Here is a 19,781-nt window from a genome sequence, read left to right on the forward strand (position 1 = left end):
CCCTTTCTCCCCCTCTCCCCCTCTAAAAAATGCCCATTCCACTTCCCAAACTCGACGATCGCACTTATACCGAACTCGTAGAAGAGGCGATCTCGCTGATTCCGAGCCTGTATCCCCACTGGAGCGATCGCAATCCCACCGATCCCGGAATTGCGACGATCGAATTGTTCGCGTGGCTCGTGGAAATGCAACTCTATCGGATCGATCGCATCAGCGACGGCGAACGGGAAGCGTTTCTACAGTTGCTCAACGGTTCCTCGTGGACGCTTCCCGACGCAAACTCGTTATCCGCCGACGATCGCAAAGCGGCGATCGCACGGGCGACGCGACAAACCATTTCCGAACTGCGAGAACGCTATCGAGCCGTGACTTGCGACGATGTCGAGTATTTAGTAGCCCAGCGTTGGAACGACACCGATGCGGCGCAAGCGTTGGGAACGGTCGAACGCGCCCAGTGCGTTCCCCTGCAAAATTTGACCCGCCACGACGCGATCGCCAAACGGGAGCGATCGCCGGGTCATATCAGTTTAGTGGTGGTTCCCAACGAGCCAGATCGACCGCGGCCGCAACCTTCTGAGGCATTACTCGACGCCCTCTGGGACTATCTCAACGACCGTCGCCTTCTGACGACGCGCCATCACGTCGTCGCGCCCGAGTATGTAGAACTCGAGGTGGAAGCGACCTTGTTTTTGCGATCGAACGCCGATCTCGATACAGTCCGAAACGCCGCCGAAACCAGCCTTCACCGCTTTTTCCATCCCCTCAAAGGGGGGCGAGACGAGACGGGCTGGCCTTTCGGACGGGGGGCGTATGTTTCTGAAATGTACGAACGCCTCGATCGCGTTCCCGGTGTCGATTACGTTCGCAACGTCCGACTGTCTCTCGTCTCTGGCGATTCCGCACGAGAACAGCGCGATCGGAACGATAACCTCACGGGATTTTCACTCTATCCTTACGAATTCTTTGCGATCGCCACCGTTACCCTCAATATTGTCACCCCTTAAACCCAACTGTTTTAACAATGCCCGACACCCAAGTAAGCAGCTATCTCCAACATTTACCCGCCCTGTTCCAACAGGATACCGATACGGGTGACGTTCCATTTATCGGTCGCTTTCTGTTGGCGTTCGAGAAACTTTTAACTGGCTTGGAAGACGAAACGCAACCGGGTTTAGAAGAAATTCTCGACGGCATTTCCGATCCCACATCCACCGCCCCAAAATTAGCTGGAATTCACCGTTATTTTCGACCCGGCCCCGGTTTAGAAGATTCTCAACGCACCAACGAGGCATTTCTCGAATGGTTGGCGGGTTGGGTCGCCCTCAGCCTTCAAGACAACTGGACGGCGGAAGAAAAACGCCGCTTCATTGCCGAAATCGTTCCTTCTTATCGAAAACGGGGCACTAAAGCCGGTTTAGAAAGCGTTCTCACTGCCTATACCGGAATGGGGGCGAACGTTCGCGAGCTGCTCGAACCACTGCAACTTGGGGTGACATCGACGGTGGGGGTCGATACGACCATCGGTGGTGCGCCACCTCACTATTTTCTGGTCGAGGTGTTTTTCAAACTGTCCGACGTGAGTGTTTTAGAAGAGAAAAAACAGATCGTCCGACAAATTATCGATCGCGAAAAACCCGCTCACACCTATTACGATCTCGTCTCTAAAATCCCGAAATTACAAATCGGCGTTCGTTCGACGGTGGGGGTCGATACGTTATTGGGCGATTAAAGTATTTTTTAGCAAATAATTTGCTATTTGTCAAGGGCATTTGAATTAAATTTAGAGGTCAACCCATGCCAGAAGAAATTGAAAAAAGACTGCGGTATTACACCGGTCAGTTTTTACAAGAAAACGACTTTAACGACGAACAACACTATCACCTCGATCGACAGCGACGACACAATCGCCTGTTGCATACTCCCGGTATTGCAGAAGGCTTAATCGTCACCGGTAGCCCCGGAGATTCCGAGGTCAACGTTCAACCCGGAACGGCGATCGACGCCGACGGTCGCGCGATCGTGTTAACCGGAAACGAAAGCGTGACGTGGACGAGCGATTTTCACGATCGCGAGGTTTTCGTTGTCGTGTCCTACGACGAAGAACCCACCGACTTAGCCACTGAAGGCGTGCGAGAGGAAACGCGCTGGCACGAACAACCGCGCCTGCAAGTCATCGCCACCGACGATCCCGACAAACCGGCCGATACCTTCGTTCGTTTGGCTCGTTTGGCGATCGACAATAACGGAGAACTCCAAGCCACCCCCCCAGCCACTCCCGACTTATCTGTTCGCAATTTCGCCGGGGGACGGTTGGGAGCGCAAGTCGAACTCGATCGCCTCACCTTAACCTATTCCACAGACCCGAGAAACTCACCGAGTTTCTTCGCAGGCGCTGACGATCGCGCCGATTTACAAGGTAGCCTGCAAATTGACGGCAATCTCAACGTGGTCGGCGGGACAATTCAGGGCAATTTAGCCGACAATTCCGTTCGTACCGCAGATTTAACCAATCTTTCAGTGACTGAAGCGAAGCTCGCCAACAACGCCGTCACGGAAGCCAAATTAGCGGACAATTCCGTCAGTACCGCCAAACTTCAAAACAACAGCATCAACTCGGCAAAACTGGCGAACAATGCTGTAACTCTCAACCAACTTGCAAACAATTCAGTCAACGGATTTAAAATTATCGACGGTAGCGTGAGCGCTTCGGAACTGGCCGACGGTGCAGTCACGAACGCGAAACTGGCCGACAATGCCGTTAACACCGCTAAAATTCAAAACAGCGCGGTCGATACCGCAGAGTTAGCCGACGGCGCGGTCACGAACGCGAAACTGGCCGACAACGCCGTCAACGCTGCCAAGATTCAAAACGGCTCTGTCAATACCACAGAGTTAGCTAACGACGCCGTCACCACTGCCAAGCTTGCCGACAACGCCGTCACGTCAGATAAGCTCGATTCGTCAACACGCACCCGAGTCGATCGTGCGCTACAAGACATCGGTGACACGGCAACTGGCACGATTAGGATCGACATCGAGGTTTCCCCAAGTCCAGGCCCCGTCATCCTACCGGGGCCGGGGCCGATAATCGATCCCGGACCGATCGTCACAGCCCCGATTCTCTCGACCAATTACGGCATCTACAGTCGAGTGCGTGGCGATGGAAACGGAACGAAATACGGTCTTTATGGTAGGGCAGAAGGGGGCGACAGCGGATCTCGATTTGGAGTTTACGGTTACGCTCGAGACGGTCAAAATCGCTACGGGGTTTACGGAAATGCCAGCAGTGGGGGATACGCAGGGTACTTTAGCGGTAACGTCCGCGTTACGGGAAACCTAACTAAAGGTAGCGGAAATTTCCTGATCGACCATCCTCTCGATCCGCTCAACCAAACTCTACGACACGGTTTTGTCGAATCCCCGGAAAACCTATGTCTCTATCGCGGGAAAGTCCGACTCGGCGATCGCGGCGAAGCAGTGGTGACGATGCCGAGTTATTTCGCCGCACTGACGAAAGAAAAGGACGCGACAGTGATGTTGACGCCGATCGGTCGCAAGCCATTTTTGGTCAGTTACGAGTGGAACGACGACTGTACGGCGTTGAGCGTGTTCGGAATGGAAAACGCAGAGGTGTCTTATTTGGTCATGGCCGATCGCGACGATCCCGTGATGCGCCACCATCAACAGCCAGTCGAACAAGAGAAAGGAGACGGACACTTTGAAAAAGGAAAACTGTTAAATCCCGAGGCTTACGGCTATCCTCGAACGATGGGCGTAGATTACGATCTCGAGCAGGAACTACCGACGGAAGAGGTTTTCGCTTGAAAGCGAGGTCGGGGGACGTTTGCTGTAACGTCCCCGTTCGCGCCTCACCCCTCGAACAGTCGAGCGATCGCTATTTCAATCTCGGGGAATGTCAAGAGAGCGATCGAACCTTGTGTTCGTTTTTCTTGCGCTTGCGATCGAAAATCCTTTGCGATCGGGCGATCGCCATACGATTAACTCTCGCTTTTGTAAATTGACCACCCAATACTCGGAAATTCCTACCGATCCGTCAATTCGAGTTTTACTTTCAAGGTCTTTTCTCAGACTCGATTCGGCGTATTCTAACGACCCAGAAAATATTTTCGGAATAGGGATGAGGCTCTCGATAAGAGACTTACATTGAGTAGGGGGACGATGGATATCCCGGCGGCATTGGATGACCTCCCATCATCCCCGGATGTGGCATTGGATGACCTCCCATCATCCCCGGATGTGGCATCGGATGACCTCCCATCATCCCCGGATGTGGCATCGGATGACCTCCCATCATCCCCGGATGTGGCATCGGATGACCCCCCATCATCCCCGGATGTGGCATCGGATGACCTCCCATCATCCCCGGATGCGGACATCCCGGCGGCATCGGGTAGCCTCCTGGTACACAGGGGTAGGGATATCCCGGCGGCATCGGATAACCCCACGGTGCGGGTATACATGGCATAGGAGTCGGATAGACATAGACGGGAACGCAACAAGGACAAGTCGTTTGCTTTGTTTCCTCCGTTCCATTCTCCTCTCCTTTCTCCTTTCCTTTTGCTTTAGTCGCACAAACGACATCAGCTAAAATATCCGCAAAGCCGCCGATTGCATTCTTAGAAGTAAACGGCTTACCTCCAGTTTCATTGGCAACACGAGCATATTCCTTCTCCATCTCTGGAGTTCCACCAGTTCCGAGATAGGTAAAGACCGTCACATTTTTTTTCTTGGCTGTGGCAATAGCGCTAGTGGCAGCCTTTTTGTCCTCTTCGTCAACGCTACCTCCACCTGTTTTTAGGGCATCATCGCTCAGGTAAAGAATCGTTCGCAATGCATCAGTCCGCCAATCAAAGAAATTACAGATATCTTCAATAGAAGGAGCACCATCCTCTTGAGGAAGTCCCTTCTTGATTGGATCTCCCTGTTTGGCAGCTTTAAGGCTTGATTCAGGAACTCCAACCTCCCGGGTCAGATAATCCCGGAGACTCATATCAAATTTGGTACCTGGCCAGGTACCTTCAACTCCGAGTTGCTTCACTCTAAGATCGTTGGGACACTTGGCAGCAACTCGATCGGCGGCAGTTTGGGTTGCCTTATCTAGAGCCTGTGCTTCATCGCTCATTGACCCGCTAGTGTCAATGAGAACCACTAGATCGACTTTCACTTTATCAGCCATAATTCAAGACCTCTTGTTAGCAGACCTCCCCAGATCGCGAGATGAAGCCAAGCTCTTGCCAGAACTTCATCTCATTATTCAGGAGCGGTCTAGTGACTTTTTCTTCGCTATAAATGAACCCAATTGGATCGGGGCAACTCATCCGAATCAACAACAAGAACGCGGATAAGCAGGCGGACAGGGGTAAGCCGGGGGATACGAGTAGTAAGAAGGCGGATACTGCTTAGCAGGCGGTGGACACGAGCAGTAATGAGGAGGTGGATACTGCTGAGCTGGGGGATAGGGAGAGTAAGCCGGGGGATAGCAAGGCGTCGGGGGATAGGGGTAAGCCGGGGGATACGGCTGAACCGGCGGATAGGGGTAAGCTGGCGGACAGACTGGCACTAGGTAGTAGCATACCTTGTTTTCCGGTTTGGGTTTTTTGGGCTTTGGCGGTGGTACAGGAACCTCCACTAACTTCGCGATGATGATGGCTTCATTATCCTCTCCTTCCTTGGTGGTAAACTTGGTTTGTCGGGCTTTGGTAGCTGTGTTAAGGAACCCTTGAATAACAACCTTATATTCTTTGTCATCAATTTTTAAGGTACCCACAACATCTATCTTAGGGATAGCCACGAGATCGGGGCCTATATTTGTGTCCGGATCGTTGGGTGTTTCGTCGTGTTCAAATTGGAGATTGAACTGCCCTTTAATGGGATTCTTTGCAATTGTCACCTCCACATGTAAGGTGGCCTTAGCCAGGTTATTATCTCCAGTAATGGTGTAATTGAGATGGTGAAACGTTCCTAGTTCAAAGTCTGTACCGTCTAGAGGAATATTCGTAGATTTGCTTCCTTCAAAAACATACGAACTTTGCTTCAAATCTGGATTAAAGTCTTTAGTTGGGTTGTTTCCTTTAGAGGGTTTTCCCCAACTGATTTGATTGGTATTGAGTCCTGTTAGATCGGTAACATCTGGAGTTCCCTTGACGCCAATAGCGCCGATCCAAGTACCAGAAGTCGTTGCAGTTGCCATATTCTTCCTCCTTTATATCTACAGGATCGAGATTGCCAATCTGCCAAACCCAAAAGCTTGAATTCAAGCAAGGGATGGGAGATTTTCAGAGTTTAATTTCGATCGCCAATATCGATCGAACAGTGCTATTAGTCCTAACTACGGTTTAGCCAGTTAAGGCCACATGAATCATGAGCTACCTTTCGGTTTCTCCGTTTCAGGCGGACAGGGGCCTGGCATCAAGACATAGGAATAGGGCATCGAATACGAATAAGCGGGTGGACAGGGATAACCCCCTGCATAGGGATAACCCCCTGCATAGGGATAACCCGGAGAGCAGGGATAGCCCCCTGCGTAGGGATAACCCCCTGCATAGGGATAACTCGGAGAACAGGGATAGCCCCCTGCGTAGGGATAAGCGGGCGGACAGACTAGCACGGTATAGCCTCCTGGCTGCGGTTGTATGGGTTTTTCGGGGTCGGGTTTGCCGGGGTCGGGTTTGCCGGGGTCGGGTTTGCCGGGGTCGGGTTTTTCGGGTGTCATAATTTTTAATTTCCCCATTAATGTAGCGACATTATCCTTTTCTTCAGCGGTGACAAACTTTTGGCGTTGGGTGTTGCCATCTTTGTCGAAAAAGCCTTCAAAAGAAAGTTCGTATTTTTTGCCATTAATTTCGACAGCCTCGATAACTTCTAGGCTGGAAATAGAAACAACATCGGGTTCTCCTATAGATTTTTCTGGATCTGGTGTTTCGTCATGTTCAAACTTGAGATTAAACGCTCCTTTGACAGTTCCTTGAAATTCGACTTTTAGCGTAGCAGCAGCCAGAGAATTGTCATCAATTATTTTGTAATTGAGATGTTTGAACTCTCCTAGTTCAAAGGGGGAATCCGTAGGGATTTCTACAGAGCTTTTCCCTTCAAAAACATAGGAACTTGGTTTATCACCCTTGATAAAGGGTTTTCCCCAGCTAATTTGCTTCGTCTTAAGACCTATCAGCTCAGTAATAGGTTTAGACGAATCGCTACCCGTCGCCGTGTCCCAAGTTCCAGCAATACTTGCAGATACCATGCCTTTTATCCTTTGCCAATGCGAGGTTTTCTGTGATTACAAAAAGAGGCTAAAGAACCCCTGCCTGGAGGGTAAACTCTCCCGCTCCACGGTAAGAATCAACTAGGATCAAATATTCTCCAGGGTCTACCGCAGTCAGGTGAACCTCTTCATCCGCAGAGCTGGTATAGCCCCGGTAGTCAAATTCCCTGGGGGTAGGTTTTGCTTCCCGCCGCAGGTACACATCAAAATCTACCCCTGACGGCCCGTCCAACTTCAGGATGATGGGTTTGTCCACGCTGATGCGAAACAGGGTAGAGTCGTTGGTCTTATTCAAGCGACCTGAGAGCTTTCCTCCGATTGGGAGTTCCTGAATATCCAGCCGATCCAACGCCCCCAAGATAGAAGCCACATCGATCGCACCGTAGCCATGGTTGTAGTCGAATCCAGTTGCCCCTAAATCTTCAGTAGTTCGGCGCAACAGCTCCCGCAATTGAGTCGGTGGGAGATCTGTGGGAGACTTGAAGCTCCGAATTGCGGCAACGACCCCAGCTGCAACTGGGCAGGCGGCCGAAGTTCCCGAATCGGGACTTCCCGCCCCGAAGGCTTCCGAACCTGAAAAGTGGGTATAGGCACAAAGGTCGGGTTTCTTGGAATCAAGACGCCCAGGTCCTTGAGAGGAATAACCCACTCGGGATTTGTTAATATCAATTCCAGCAATGCAAAGGACACTGGAATGAGAATTGGCTCCATATATGGGTCTGTTTGTGACTCCTTTACATCGCGGATCGGGGCAGTCTGCACCACAATTACCGGCAGCAAAGAGAATGTCAGCACCAGCATCCTCCAAACTTTCCACTGTAATGTTGAAAGGATGGTGAGGATTGTCGCTGTAATTCCCCGGATGTCCCACCGGAAAATCCCAGGATGGATGATACATTCCCCAACTGTTATTAACGACCAGAGCCGGTTTGGGTTCTGGGGCAGCTGAAAGCAAATCGCGCAGTTGGCTGAATGCCCTGATTGCATCACTCAGAAAGCCGTCCATTTTTGACCCTCCCGATCGCGTCGATTGCAGGAGAGCATAATCGAGGAGGGTGCAATTTGGAGCGGCAATGCACACATCAAAGGCACACATCGTTCCATGACCGACTCGGGCATTTCCTGGCGTAACGCTTGGATTTGGAGCCCAACTCTTGCTGGCATCTAATTTCGGCGTTTTGCCCTTACTTTTCAGGTGGGCGAGATTGATGCCGGTATCGACGATCGCCACCATAACGTTAGAACCATCCATGCCTTTAGCGTGGAGTTGCAGCACTTTGAGCAAGTTTTCAACAGTTTGGTCGTTCCCAACCGGAGGACTCCCTCCACAAACAATAATCGGTTCGATTTGGGGATCTGCAAACACTCCCACCCCGTCGTCATCCCGTTCGACAGCATCCATTAAGCGAGCCAGGGCATCTTCGCTTTCCACTTCTCCCCGAACCAGGTAAGTCGAAACTTCCGGTTGGGTATCAAATCTGTACAACCGTCCTACCTCCATTGCTCCAACAGCCTCCCGAGGCTGCTTGTCAGGCAATTGAACGGGCATATAGTTAGCGTCAAACGAGAACCCTTCAGAAGATATAGGCAAGTAATAGGGAACCATATTCATGCCCATGCTAGCTTCCGCAATTTCAGGGTTATGACGCATCTGGATTAATACACGCATTTTCTTCTCTCCTTATTCAATAGATTCATCGATCGCTTCTATTTTGGGATCTCCATAGACTCCCTTGACGGCTGGCTGAATCGACATTAGCTGCTCTACATCCATATCTCCCGATACACGGATAACGTAGAGCTGTCGCTTGGGACTGATGAGAACTAAACCATATTCTTCATCGATTTCTAACTCATTAATCCCCGGAAGCTGTTTGACATCTTCTAATGAGTTGTTCTCGGTTTGAAGTTCGAGCGTAATCAATAAATTCTGCATAAGTATTGAATTTTTGAATCTCTGAATCTGGAGTAATTCTGGAGTATAATCGGCTTGAAATTCACGTTGGAATTCTATGATTTGTCAGATAGAGCAAACTAAAAGCAGAATCTACAGATCGTTCTGGGTTATCTAAACAGCTTAGGTATAAGTCGGTATAGTTACCCCACCATCTAATAACGCACTCTTTGCTACTTTCTCCAATGGGAGTTACCAGAGCTTGAGTGGTTTGAGTAGGAGGTAGATTGGGTAATCTAGCGATGTAATTTCCGGCTGAACTGCGTTGAACGCTGTTCGCAACTCCCTGAGTATTGAGTTGATGGATCTGAGAGGGGGTATAGGTAATGAATCCCCCATGATGTTGCTCGTCAGACTCCGATTGTCCCAGTTGCACATCAGACATATAGCTAAACGTGAACTGACTGTCAGCTAACTGGCCGTTGGGGTGAAAACAGTTAACTTCAATAACAAGATTGCTGCCGTCATGTGTCCAGCCTTTCACTTTTGCTAAGCGTTTTGCAGAAATGGGGCTACAAGCAGTTGCTAAAACTACTCCATTAAATTGCGACAGACCGGGTAGTTCGATTTGGTAGACCCCAGTGTCTAAGCGGCATACTTTGTTTAAAAATCCTTTGGAATTCCATTGGCGTTCTTTGTTAGGAGTATAGTAGTCGTCTGTCGGTCGATCCGCCCATAAATAAGCACCTTCTCTTTGAGATTTTTGGCGGGATTCTTTATAAAAAAGTAAAGTAAATAGACCGTCCGTTAAGAAACCATTTTTAAAGCAATAGACTTGAATTCTTTGGGTCGTTCCAGCAGGACCCCAAAAGTTCACTTGACAAGAATGGTTGCTGTTGCCATAGGGCGAAACGTGAACGATTCCCCGACTTGTTGCCAAGCCAGGTAGATCGACAAGGTACTGTCCTGTTCCTTGACAGAAAATTCTGTTGCAATCGTTGCGGTTGTAATAAGAGTTGTATTGAGCGAACGGGTGAGGTACGTAGGAGGGAACTCTGACTTGATTAGCCCATACCCAGGCTTTTGCAGATTTTACAAGTTCGCCAGTGTCATCATCATCGTTATACTCAAATTCGCTTTCGATTGGAATATCGCTGTCGGACATATAAGTAAACGTGAACTGACTATCGGCCAGATTCCCGTGGGCATCAAAACAATTGATGTCAACAATGAGATTGTTACCGTCGTATTTCCAATTTTTTACTTTTGCCGTGCGTTGGGACTCAGGAGAATCACAGGCAGTTGCTAAAAATACTCCGCTAGATTGTGACATTTCAGGAATTTCAATTTGATAAACTCCTGTCTTTAAGCGACGCACTGTATTGGAGACACCTTTAGAGTTCCATTGACATTTTTTGTTAGGTATATATTCGTCATCTGTCGGTCGATCTGCCCATAGATAAGCACCATCTCTTTCTGTTTTTTTGCGAGACTCTTTATAAAAAAGTAATGTAAATAAACCATCCATCGGACGACCGTCTTTAAAACAACAGACTTTAATCTTTTTGGTCGTTCCAGATGTTTCCCAAGAGACGAGCTGACAGGAATGATTGGTATTGCCATAGGGAGCAACATGGATAATTCCATTTTTTTTTCCTAACCCAGGAAGTTCTACTGTGTATTGTCCTGTTCCTTGATGAGTGATGGTGTTGGCATCGTTTCTGTTGCGATAAGAGTTATATTGATAGCAACTAGAAGGTTTATAAGAAGCAACGGTGGGCTGGTGAGCCCACACCCATGCTTTTGCATATTTGACCAGCTTGTCAACTGATTCGGCTGTCCACGGACGTAAATCAATTCCCTCATCAATTATGCTAGTTAGAGGTACTTCAGATTGCTCCCAAGTCGCGCCGTTGATAGTACCATTATTGCCGTTGGCAGTTTTGTCTTGGGCGATATTACTAGAACCTTCATTTAAGGGCCAATAGCCAACCAGTCCAGGTTCATCTCCCCTGAGTCTGTGGTTCATGGATTGTTCGATCTCGTCTTGGGAACGAATTCGATCCCACAGACGCACTTCAGCAATTTTACCCTTGAAAGTATAGGTTTCATTATTATCTTTGTACATCCCGATCGATAAATCATTTTCAGGATTGTAATTAATGCTAGAGCTAGCAATACTTTTGTTTGCTTTGGCTACTCCATCAACATATACTGTCATCTGTTGACCATCGTAAGTGCCAGCAATATGATGCCACTCATTTAGCTTTAATGTATCGACACCACTACTCAAATACTGAATTCCTTGGGAGGGAATTGTTAAGCCAAAATAGACACCACTCTTACCGTCGAGAAGAATACCATAGCCACTTTCAGTCGAACCCGAGTCATAAACGTTAGAGATAATGCCAGTCCATTCTTGATTAGCTATTGCATAAACCCAAGCTTCTAACGTAATATTTTTTCTGATTTTAAATCGATCTTTTTTGCCTAAAGTTACAAAATTACTTCCGTCAAAGGTAAGAACTGTTTGCAATTCAACCATTGTTTAAATAAACTCCTATATAAAAAAGTACATCAATCTTGAATCACTGACCCATAAGGGCATTTCGACAAATTGATTCTGGCTCAAACTCCAATAGCTGAAACACTTGATTTTTTTAGGCGGTGAAACTGCCCAAGATAGCTAAAACTCATCTGCTGTTGTGGGTTCTCCAAAATTCAGGAGTTACGCACCTCAAGAAATGGAATATAGAGCGTAGGTGGATAGTCTACTCTTAAAAAGCGTTGCTCTACCGCAGGGCAAACACATCTAAATTTTGCTTGAAAGGATCGCCTTGATGTGAATTGCCTGCTAATCCAGATTGTCTCGCTCAACTCGATCTTCAACAATCCTCTCGGATTTTAATTTCTTATTAATCAGCAGTTGTTCATGAAACTAATGATAGGCTTGCTGAGAATCGAAACAGGATGTGTTTGCTCTGCGCCTGAATTTCAATTGCTTATCAATAAGCGGTAAACAGGTAGCGACTGTTCGAGCGACCGCTCGAATGGTTAGACCACTGTAATATACGGATCCCAATTAAATTGATAGCGTTTCCCGTTCGGATCTTTGACGCTAAAACTGACCCAATAGGCGTCTTTCCCACTCCCAGGGAGCTGGGTAATCATGGTTTGCCAGGTATCGGTATTGCCTAACTCAAACGGAGGAAACCCAGTATCAACGCTAGAAAAGCCATCGATATCTACTTGATATTCTCGATCGTCGGTAAGACTTACGGCTCTCCACTTGACGGTATCACCTTGCTTAACTTTGATGGATAAATCGTCGCTGGCTTGACTAGCAAGAACGTCATCTTGCTTTGCAATCATGCGTGCATACGGATGTAGTTGTGTATGGTTAAGAGTCTGACGACTATTTGCGGCGGCTGGATATTTCTTAACGAGTGATTCCGCGTCAATGACACAGAGAATGTTTATTGTGCTCATTTTGTAAGATACTCCTTTCAAGGATGTCTCTGTCAGCAAAATATTCAGAATGAGTGGATTGTTGAAAGATTTTGGAGTTAGACCGACTCAATCATCAGGATTTTTTCGTCTACGATCGCTCTAGACTCGTTTAAATCTTTTCAGCGATCGCCATCGCCACGTCCACCAAGACGCATCGGGATCGAGATGATGTGGACACCCCAAAAAATTGATTTTGGCTTAAACCCCAATGGCTGAAATCTTTGAAGTCTCGTTCGCTATTCTCGATAGCAGAGCTTGTTTCTCAACGCTTCGACTTCGCTCAGCGTTGAGTCCGAGCGGAGTCTAGGACTCAATAAGCTTGAATGAATCGAGATGCCCGTATGCAAGACTGTACTATCTGGTTCGTGTGGGCATAGGGCTAATTAAGTGAAATTGCGGATACTTCCCTGAAGCTTGTTGAAAAATCCGTAATATTACTGAGATAACGCCAAAGTATTGGGAAAACGGCGGGAATACTCCAACCTATATGCCACTTACATAACTGTCATATACAAGCTTGACTTAAGGCGATTAAGTGTTAAAAGCGCCGTAAAGATCGCTGCCGATCGGGGCGTTCTCATCGAGACTGAAGACAATCACCGCAATATGACCGGCCGTTTCCGTATGGGTAGAGTCATACATAGTTAGGGCTTGCTGTATAACACTGAAAGGTAGGGCTGGTAAAGGTTTTGAGGATTTTTTCGAGGGGATAGTGCAAGGTTTCCCGATCGAGATGCTCGACACTTCGACTTCGCTCAGCGACTCGGCTGAACGTTCGGCGATCGCTTATTTAATGAAGAAACGAGAGTTTAAAACGATCGTTGGGCAAGCCCTACGGTATCAGGATTCGCTCTATTCGTCTTTTTCTACAAGTTTCAGTTATGATGACGATCGCGAATTGAAGCTCGATCGCGATGGACGAAATTCCAAATTGCTCCTACGTGATTTGTGGGCTTTTTAGAAAAAGATAAAGTGGGTCTCTTGGACTTATAGTGAAAACCGGGGAAATTACGATCGCCACTTGACAGAAATTGACAGAACTTGAACGGTATTCCTCATACCACGAGAGTTCTGCCATCGATAACCCAAGCCTATCACTGCAACACTAATAGACCCATTGCGATCGAGTTGCGATCGCCCCATTACGGTGCGGGATTGGGATATTTTAAATGTAGTGCATCGATTTCAGCTAACATTTCCGGCGTGAATTCAACGTTGACACTATCGAGGTTTTCCTGCAACTGTTCGAGACTTGTCGCCCCAATAATCGTACTGGCGACGAAACTGCGAGAACGCACAAAGGCTAACGCCAGTTGCGTCGGCGACAGTCCGAATTTCTTCGCTAACGTCACGTACTCCCGAGTCGCAGGTTCGACGTTAGGTTTGCTGTAGCGGTTGCCAAACCCTGGAAACAAGGCGACACGAGAGTTTTCTTTGGGGCCTTCGAGGTGTTTTCCGGTGAGGAAGCCGAAGGCGAGGGGACTGTACGCCAGGAGGGGAACGTTTTCCCGATAACTGGTTTCGGCGAGGGTGGTTTCAAATTCCCGGTTGAGGAGGCTATAGGCGTTTTGGATAGAGACGACACGGGGAAGTCCCAGGCTGTCGGCGAGGTGGCAAAACTGACAGACGCCCCAGGGGGTTTCGTTACTCAAGCCTAAATAGCGGATTTTTCCCGCGTCTATCAGGTCTTTAAAAACTTGTAATTGTTCGAGGATGGAAACGGTTTTTCGATCGCTTTTCGGGTCGAAGGACGGTGCGCCAAAGAGGGGAACGTAGCGATCGGGCCAGTGAATTTGATAGAGATCGACGTAATCGGTTTGGAGGCGTTTGAGGCTGTCGTCGATCGCTTTTTCGAGGTTGGGGCGATCGAGTTTTCGGTCTTTTCCCCGAATCCAGGGAATTCGCGAGGTCGGCCCGGCAATTTTGGTCGCAACAATGAGTTTGTCTCGCTGTTGTTTGACTAACCAAGCCCCGATATATTCGCTAGTTCTGCCCTGGGTTTCTGCACGACTGGGAACGGGGTACATTTCGGCGGTATCGATAAAGTTGACGCCGCGATCGATCGCCATGTCGAGTTGTTGGTGGGCGTCTTCGATGGTGTTTTGCTGCCCGTAGGTCATGGTTCCCAGGCAGATTTCGGAGACTTGGAGGTCGCTGTTTCCGAGAGGGTTTAATTGCATGAATTTTGGGGGAAGAGTGGGGTAGTGGAGTAGTGGGGTAGGGTGGGCATCGCCCACCAATCGATACTGAGTTATCGATCTAATTTCGATATTTGAAATCAATTTTGAATTAACATTTTTGGGGATATTTTTTTAAAAATGCAACGTTTAAAATATTTTTTTAGTATTTTTTGGAAAATCCATGCATTTAAATTTTGATTGGATAGAATGGTGGGCAATGCCCACCTACAAGTACGCTCTACAAGTACGCTCGTTCAAAAAATCAAAAAAACGAAAGTTTTTCTAACCATTGCCACTGCTCGATTTGTGACAGGGTGTCTCGACAAATGAGTTTGGCTTGTAGGGGCGTGATGGTGATGTAGTTGTCGGCGATGGCCGCCATGTCGATGGGAAGTGTATTTTCCCCTTTTTCGTCGTCGATTTCTTCTAGGACTTCTCCTGCTAACCAATAGTAGGTTTTTCCTCGGGGGTCGATGCGTTTTTGAAAAACATCAGTATAGCGACGAACCCCTTGTCTGGCGAGGGTGACGCCTGCGATGCGATCGCTCGGCACCGCCGGAACGTTCACGTTCAACAACATCGGCACTTGGGGAGGGCGATCGCTCAACTGCGCCATGAACGATCGCGCGAACTCCACCGCCGAACCGAATTCCTGAGATGTAAAACTGGTGAGACTGAACGCGATGCTGGGAATCCCTTCGATATAGCCTTCCATCGCCGCCGAAACCGTCCCCGAATACAGAATATCCGTTCCGGTATTCGCACCGTGGTTGATTCCCGCTAACACGAAATCGGGGAAACTGTCTAACAACGCCCCCAACGCGAGTTTAATGCAGTCCGACGGCGTCCCCGAACAAGACCACGCCTTAACCGCCGGGTGAAACATGGCTTGCACGGGTTCGGCGCGAATCGGTTGGTGCATCGTGAGGCTGTGACCCGTTGCCGATCGTTCGCGATCGGGACAAACTACAGTGACGTCGTGTCCGTCTTCGGCCAGAGCGTTGGCCAAACTCCGCACGCCTTTCGCAAAAATGCCGTCGTCGTTACCGATGAGGAGTTTCATACAAATGGGAAAGTGAACGAGAAGCAAATAAGAATCGAATCAGAAGCCCATCAAAGCCGTTGGTATCGCATCCCCGGTAGGTTCGACACCAAGTCCAACAATTCTAGCTGAGCTAAGGAACTCAAGACGATGCCGGCCTCGAGTCCAGACTGTTCGACGATAACATCGAGGGCGGTGGGTTCGCCGGAAATCACCGCAAACACGCGATCGAGATTCGGCGGTAACTTGGGTTTGGGTTTGGCTGGGGGAACCGTGGCGGGAACGGATTCGGAAACCGTCGGCGTCGCTGGCGTGACATCCACCTGGGGCATTTCTCCCAACATTTCTAGTAAGTGTCCCTCGTCGAGAACCAAGTTCGCCCCCCGCGAGAGCAACCCCAGACATCCCCGCGAGTTGGCGTTGTCCAGGGAACCGGGAACGGCGTAAACGTCGCGGCAGAAGTCGTTGGCGACGTAGGCGGTGATTAACGCCCCGGACTTTTGCGGGGCTTCGGTGACGAGGATCGCGCGACTCAATCCGGCGATGATGCGGTTGCGTTGCGGAAAATGTTTGCGATCGGGTTGGGTTCCGGCGGGATATTCGCTGACGGCTAACCCCGATTGCAACACTCGTTGGTAGAGCGATCGATTTGCGTGGGGATAGACGACATCGACTCCCGTTCCGAATACGGCGATCGTGCGTCCGCCAGCCTCGAGACAGGCTTCGTGGGCTTCGGCGTCGATTCCAGCGGCGAGTCCCGACACGATGGTAAATCCTCGCTGGCTGAGGACGCGACTGAAGCGGCGCGTCCAGCGTTTGCCGTATTCGGTGGGATGACGGGTTCCCACGATCGCCACAGTCGGGGTGACGCCTCGATTTTCGTCAGCGTCGGGAACGCCGCGATAGTACAGAATCGGCGGTGGGTTGGGGATTTCTTTGAGTAAGTGAGGGTAGTCGCGATCGCGCAGCGTCCAAAATTGCGGGTTTCGTTCGAGGTGTGTCTCGAACAGCGAGGCGGGATCGAGTTGCGATCGCCCTTCGACGATATCGGCGACTTTTCGCGTTCCCAAACCTTCGACGGTTTGAAGTTCCTCGGGTGAGGCGTGCCAAGCGGCCTCGAGGGAACCGAAGCGATCGTCGAGGCGGCGCAGTAAAATCGAACCGACCCCTCGCACTTGCACCCAAGCCACCCAGTAAGCGCGTTCGTCCATTCATTTTCAGAGGTTAGGTTTCCGAAGCCGGATTTTTACGGATTTGGCGCAAATGCTCGAATACGCTTTTATCGCCGATGTCTGAGGGGATGGATTGGGGGATTTTGCGAGCGGCGAAAATAAAAAACAATACTGCCCAAGTCCCGAGTAAAACAGGTTTTGCGTCTTCCGGAAGCCATCCAGTCAAATGTCCCAGCAGCAAAATGGGAATCAGCGGCGTGAGAAATTTCGTCTCGAAGCGATCGAAACAGAAGGCTTCTTTAAAGAAAATGCCCGTCAAGGCGGCGAAGGTAAATCCGATTCCCCAGAGGCTGTTGGGGTAGTCGTACACGGCGAGGGCGAAAGGCTGTTCGCTTTGCAAAATCAGATCGATCGCCGAGGCGAACCCCACCAACCAAAACGCCTGCAACAGACGATGTAATGCCGCCATGTAGATGTGAATCGTCAGCAGGCTGACGCCGAGTGCCAGACAAAACACGATATATAGCGGCGTCACGGCTTCGATCGCACCGGGAATTTTATCTTGCCAGAAGACGATCCCCGTTCCGACGGCGAAACAGAGGGCGGCGACGAGCAATCCGGTACGATAAATGCGGACTTCCCAGCGATCGCGATCGGTGATTTGGTAGGTTCCAAACTGTCCGAAATAGACTTTGGGTTCTAAGTTGGCGTCGTTCATGGTGAGGTTGAGAACGTTTCGGGCGTACAGTCTCGGCTTTATAGAGATTTTAGGTCAACTGAGAAAAGTTCACCAAATTCCGGGGTTTGCCCCGATTCAACGATTCGCCCGTGCAGTCAAAAATTCTTCTTCGAGTTGGGAACTCGCCCGAATCGACTGACGCAGCCACGCCAGTTGTAAATCTACGCGTTCGCGATCGCCCAGTTGCCAGTTATCGGTTTCGCCGCGCAGTCGCTTTGTCAGTTCGTATAAAGACAGGGCTGCACTGACGGAAATATTGAAACTTTCGCTAAATCCGTACATGGGGATTTTCGCTCGAATGTCAGCGTGGCGGCAAGCGTAGTCCGACAAGCCGCGCAGTTCCGAACCGAATAAAATGGCTGTTTTTTCAGTGACGGGAACGCGATCGATCGTCGTGTCGGGATCGTGCGGCGTCGTGGCGACGAGGGTATAGCCGTTGTCTTTGAGGCGATCGAGACAGGCGGCGGTGTTGTTCGTCCGAACGTCGTCGTAGCGATGCAGCGTCAACCAGCGATCGGCCCCCATACTCACTTGGCGATTGGGATCGAATTCGGTGTCTCGTTCGACAATATGCACGTCTTGAATGCCAAAGCCGTCGCAACTGCGTAAGACAGCACTGGCGTTATGGGGTTTGTGAATTCCCTCGAGAACCACGGTCAGCCGTCGCGTGCGCTGGTTTAATACCTCTTGCATTTTTTGCCAGCGAGCGTCGGTGACGAACTGGCTGAGATAGGAAACGAGATCTTTTTTTAGAAAAAACTCCATTCAAATATCGAATTGATGTATGTTTTTATTATACTCTAAATGTTAGATTAAATATATATTGTTTAAAAATTTTTATATTTTTTGGCTGATGATAATAGGTAAAAAAATTCAATCGATCCTAAAAACATCCCAAACACTCTTTTGACTAACTTTTTTATCAATCTCGTAGCTACTTTTGAGTCCTTGGATTGCTATAGCGATCGCCAATTAGGTAAGGAGAGTTAGCTCTGGCTGTGTATGACTTCCAGACTTAAAAACATCCTAGCTGCTCTGTCGATCGGAGGCAAGCTTGAGTCTTCGATTTAGCTGCTTTTAGGTTTCGCGATCGCTCGAGCCAACCCGTGCATCTCAAAAATCTAAATTTATCAGATCGGAGTCTCTGCACTGAATCGATCTGCTGTTGGGTTTCGCGATCGCTCCACCCATGGGCTGAGTGAAGCCGAAGTCCAACTTACCTCAAACTCATATTTTTACATCCATTGAGATGCACCTAAATTCAACCTACCCCAGACTCATAGTTTTACCTCAAGTGAGATGCTCCCTCTATAATGAAATTAGCTGCACCCTAGATAAGAGAAAAATGTATGATTGCCGTTCCCCATTACATCGACCCAAAAGAATATCTTGAAATTGAGCGCCAGAGCCAAATTCGACATGAATATCGGCGTGGCTTAGTCTACGCGATGGCTGGCGGTACTGATAATCACGATCGCATCACGTTCAACTTCCTGAAGTTCATTGACGATCGCTTCAGCGATCCCACCAATTGCCGATTTTATTCGGGTAACGTCAAAGTGAATTACCAGGACGAGTTTTACTATTGTCCCGATGCTTTCGTAACCTGCGACCTACGGGATCGGAGCGATCGCTACATCAAACGCTACCCCAAACTCATTGCTGAAGTCCTTTCACCCAGCACGCAAGCCTTCGATCTCGGTGAAAAATTTAACGATTATCGAAAGCTCGACTCCTTAGAAGAATATGTATTAATTTCCCAGGAGAGCCAGTGCGTCGAATGTCGCCGTCGCACCTCTGAAAATACTTGGGAAGCGGTCGTCTATAAAGATCCGTCGCAGTACTCCGCCTATACCGCGAAGCGGTTAGGGGGTGGTGAAGCGGCGGTGAGTTGAGGTGCGTCCCCTGAACAATGCGATAGCGAGAGAAGGGGATAGCGCCGAAACGAGCAATCAAATATAA

At 49.2% G+C, this 19,781-nt stretch carries 17 protein-coding genes; 5 read left to right on the top strand and 12 right to left on the bottom strand.

Annotated features, from left to right (window positions below; genetic code table 11):
- The first annotated feature begins 29 nt into the window (after positions 1 to 29).
- The 4 genes from POG22_RS17390 to POG22_RS17405 all read left to right on the top strand — a co-directional run bounded on the left by POG22_RS17390 (position 30) and on the right by POG22_RS17405 (position 4,022).
- Positions 30 to 1,004, top strand: coding sequence for a baseplate J/gp47 family protein (locus tag POG22_RS17390; RefSeq protein WP_498906624.1), 975 nt, complete (start codon positions 30 to 32; stop codon positions 1,002 to 1,004).
- A gap of 17 nt (positions 1,005 to 1,021) precedes the next feature.
- Positions 1,022 to 1,729 carry a phage tail protein gene (locus POG22_RS17395; RefSeq protein ID WP_498906625.1) on the top strand — a complete coding sequence of 236 codons (708 nt, stop codon included), beginning with the start codon at positions 1,022 to 1,024 and terminating at the stop codon, positions 1,727 to 1,729.
- Positions 1,730 to 1,794: 65 nt separating this feature from the next.
- Positions 1,795 to 3,825: an autotransporter outer membrane beta-barrel domain-containing protein gene (locus POG22_RS17400; RefSeq protein WP_498906626.1), complete on the top strand. Its 2,031-nt coding sequence runs from the start codon at positions 1,795 to 1,797 to the stop codon at positions 3,823 to 3,825.
- Positions 3,822 to 4,022 carry a hypothetical protein gene (locus POG22_RS17405; protein WP_498906627.1) on the top strand — a complete coding sequence of 67 codons (201 nt, stop codon included), beginning with the start codon at positions 3,822 to 3,824 and terminating at the stop codon, positions 4,020 to 4,022. Before POG22_RS17400 ends, POG22_RS17405 begins: the two co-directional genes overlap by 4 nt.
- Positions 4,023 to 4,159: 137 nt before the next feature.
- On the opposite strand, the gene POG22_RS17410 is transcribed toward POG22_RS17405, so the two are convergent.
- The 12 genes from POG22_RS17410 to POG22_RS17465 form a co-directional block, all read right to left on the bottom strand.
- Positions 4,160 to 5,197 (bottom strand): vWA domain-containing protein, encoded by a 1,038-nt coding sequence (locus tag POG22_RS17410; RefSeq protein WP_498906628.1) that lies wholly within the window; start codon positions 5,195 to 5,197, stop codon positions 4,160 to 4,162.
- Positions 5,198 to 5,344: 147 nt separating this feature from the next.
- Complete coding sequence (locus POG22_RS17415; protein ID WP_498906629.1) at positions 5,345 to 6,211, bottom strand: choice-of-anchor K domain-containing protein; 867 nt, start codon at positions 6,209 to 6,211, stop codon at positions 5,345 to 5,347.
- Positions 6,212 to 6,379: 168 nt separating this feature from the next.
- Entirely contained in the window at positions 6,380 to 7,261 is an 882-nt protein-coding gene (locus POG22_RS17420; protein WP_498906630.1) for a choice-of-anchor K domain-containing protein, read from the bottom strand.
- A 49-nt stretch (positions 7,262 to 7,310) separates the two neighbouring features.
- Positions 7,311 to 8,951 carry a S8 family peptidase gene (locus POG22_RS17425; protein WP_498906631.1) on the bottom strand — a complete coding sequence of 547 codons (1,641 nt, stop codon included), beginning with the start codon at positions 8,949 to 8,951 and terminating at the stop codon, positions 7,311 to 7,313.
- Positions 8,952 to 8,963: 12 nt separating this feature from the next.
- Positions 8,964 to 9,218 carry a hypothetical protein gene (locus POG22_RS17430; protein ID WP_063718303.1) on the bottom strand — a complete coding sequence of 85 codons (255 nt, stop codon included), beginning with the start codon at positions 9,216 to 9,218 and terminating at the stop codon, positions 8,964 to 8,966.
- Positions 9,219 to 9,279: 61 nt separating this feature from the next.
- Positions 9,280 to 11,721 carry a LamG domain-containing protein gene (locus POG22_RS17435; protein ID WP_498906632.1) on the bottom strand — a complete coding sequence of 814 codons (2,442 nt, stop codon included), beginning with the start codon at positions 11,719 to 11,721 and terminating at the stop codon, positions 9,280 to 9,282.
- Positions 11,722 to 12,230: 509 nt separating this feature from the next.
- A complete protein-coding gene (locus tag POG22_RS17440) occupies positions 12,231 to 12,665 on the bottom strand; it encodes an AidA/PixA family protein (RefSeq protein WP_074170983.1) in 435 nt (144 codons plus the stop codon).
- Positions 12,666 to 13,828: 1,163 nt separating this feature from the next.
- Positions 13,829 to 14,866, bottom strand: a complete 1,038-nt coding sequence (locus tag POG22_RS17445; protein ID WP_498906633.1) for an aldo/keto reductase — start codon at positions 14,864 to 14,866, stop codon at positions 13,829 to 13,831.
- Between the two features lie 262 nt (positions 14,867 to 15,128).
- A complete protein-coding gene (surE, locus tag POG22_RS17450; protein ID WP_498906635.1) occupies positions 15,129 to 15,929 on the bottom strand; it encodes a 5'/3'-nucleotidase SurE in 801 nt (266 codons plus the stop codon).
- Between the two features lie 50 nt (positions 15,930 to 15,979).
- Positions 15,980 to 17,119, bottom strand: a complete 1,140-nt coding sequence (dprA, locus tag POG22_RS17455) for a DNA-processing protein DprA (RefSeq protein WP_063718299.1) — start codon at positions 17,117 to 17,119, stop codon at positions 15,980 to 15,982.
- Between the two features lie 13 nt (positions 17,120 to 17,132).
- Entirely contained in the window at positions 17,133 to 17,798 is a 666-nt protein-coding gene (locus POG22_RS17460; protein WP_017663047.1) for a DUF2301 domain-containing membrane protein, read from the bottom strand.
- A 96-nt stretch (positions 17,799 to 17,894) separates the two neighbouring features.
- Positions 17,895 to 18,584, bottom strand: a complete 690-nt coding sequence (locus POG22_RS17465; RefSeq protein WP_063718298.1) for a TrmH family RNA methyltransferase — start codon at positions 18,582 to 18,584, stop codon at positions 17,895 to 17,897.
- A gap of 584 nt (positions 18,585 to 19,168) precedes the next feature.
- Here POG22_RS17465 and POG22_RS17470 point away from each other — a divergent pair.
- Entirely contained in the window at positions 19,169 to 19,714 is a 546-nt protein-coding gene (locus tag POG22_RS17470) for a Uma2 family endonuclease (RefSeq protein ID WP_498906634.1), read from the top strand.
- Positions 19,715 to 19,781: the final 67 nt, after the last annotated feature.

Source organism: Geitlerinema sp. CS-897 (assembly GCF_028368005.1).
Classification (GTDB): Bacteria; Cyanobacteriota; Cyanobacteriia; order Cyanobacteriales; family Geitlerinemataceae; genus Baaleninema; species Baaleninema simplex.

Bases quoted from the DNA above. Each gene is read 5' to 3' on its own strand.
- POG22_RS17390 (WP_498906624.1), top strand. From the start codon at position 30: ATGCCCATTCCACTTCCCAAACTCGACGATCGCACTTATACCGAACTC.
- POG22_RS17395 (WP_498906625.1), top strand. From the start codon at position 1,022: ATGCCCGACACCCAAGTAAGCAGCTATCTCCAACATTTACCCGCCCTG.
- POG22_RS17400 (WP_498906626.1), top strand. From the start codon at position 1,795: ATGCCAGAAGAAATTGAAAAAAGACTGCGGTATTACACCGGTCAGTTT.
- POG22_RS17410 (WP_498906628.1), bottom strand. From the start codon at position 5,197: ATGGCTGATAAAGTGAAAGTCGATCTAGTGGTTCTCATTGACACTAGC.
- POG22_RS17415 (WP_498906629.1), bottom strand. From the start codon at position 6,211: ATGGCAACTGCAACGACTTCTGGTACTTGGATCGGCGCTATTGGCGTC.
- POG22_RS17420 (WP_498906630.1), bottom strand. From the start codon at position 7,261: ATGGTATCTGCAAGTATTGCTGGAACTTGGGACACGGCGACGGGTAGC.
- POG22_RS17425 (WP_498906631.1), bottom strand. From the start codon at position 8,951: ATGCGTGTATTAATCCAGATGCGTCATAACCCTGAAATTGCGGAAGCT.
- POG22_RS17430 (WP_063718303.1), bottom strand. From the start codon at position 9,218: ATGCAGAATTTATTGATTACGCTCGAACTTCAAACCGAGAACAACTCA.
- POG22_RS17435 (WP_498906632.1), bottom strand. From the start codon at position 11,721: ATGGTTGAATTGCAAACAGTTCTTACCTTTGACGGAAGTAATTTTGTA.
- POG22_RS17440 (WP_074170983.1), bottom strand. From the start codon at position 12,665: ATGAGCACAATAAACATTCTCTGTGTCATTGACGCGGAATCACTCGTT.
- POG22_RS17445 (WP_498906633.1), bottom strand. From the start codon at position 14,866: ATGCAATTAAACCCTCTCGGAAACAGCGACCTCCAAGTCTCCGAAATC.
- surE (WP_498906635.1), bottom strand. From the start codon at position 15,929: ATGAAACTCCTCATCGGTAACGACGACGGCATTTTTGCGAAAGGCGTG.
- dprA (WP_063718299.1), bottom strand. From the start codon at position 17,119: ATGGACGAACGCGCTTACTGGGTGGCTTGGGTGCAAGTGCGAGGGGTC.
- POG22_RS17460 (WP_017663047.1), bottom strand. From the start codon at position 17,798: ATGAACGACGCCAACTTAGAACCCAAAGTCTATTTCGGACAGTTTGGA.
- POG22_RS17465 (WP_063718298.1), bottom strand. From the start codon at position 18,584: ATGGAGTTTTTTCTAAAAAAAGATCTCGTTTCCTATCTCAGCCAGTTC.
- POG22_RS17470 (WP_498906634.1), top strand. From the start codon at position 19,169: ATGATTGCCGTTCCCCATTACATCGACCCAAAAGAATATCTTGAAATT.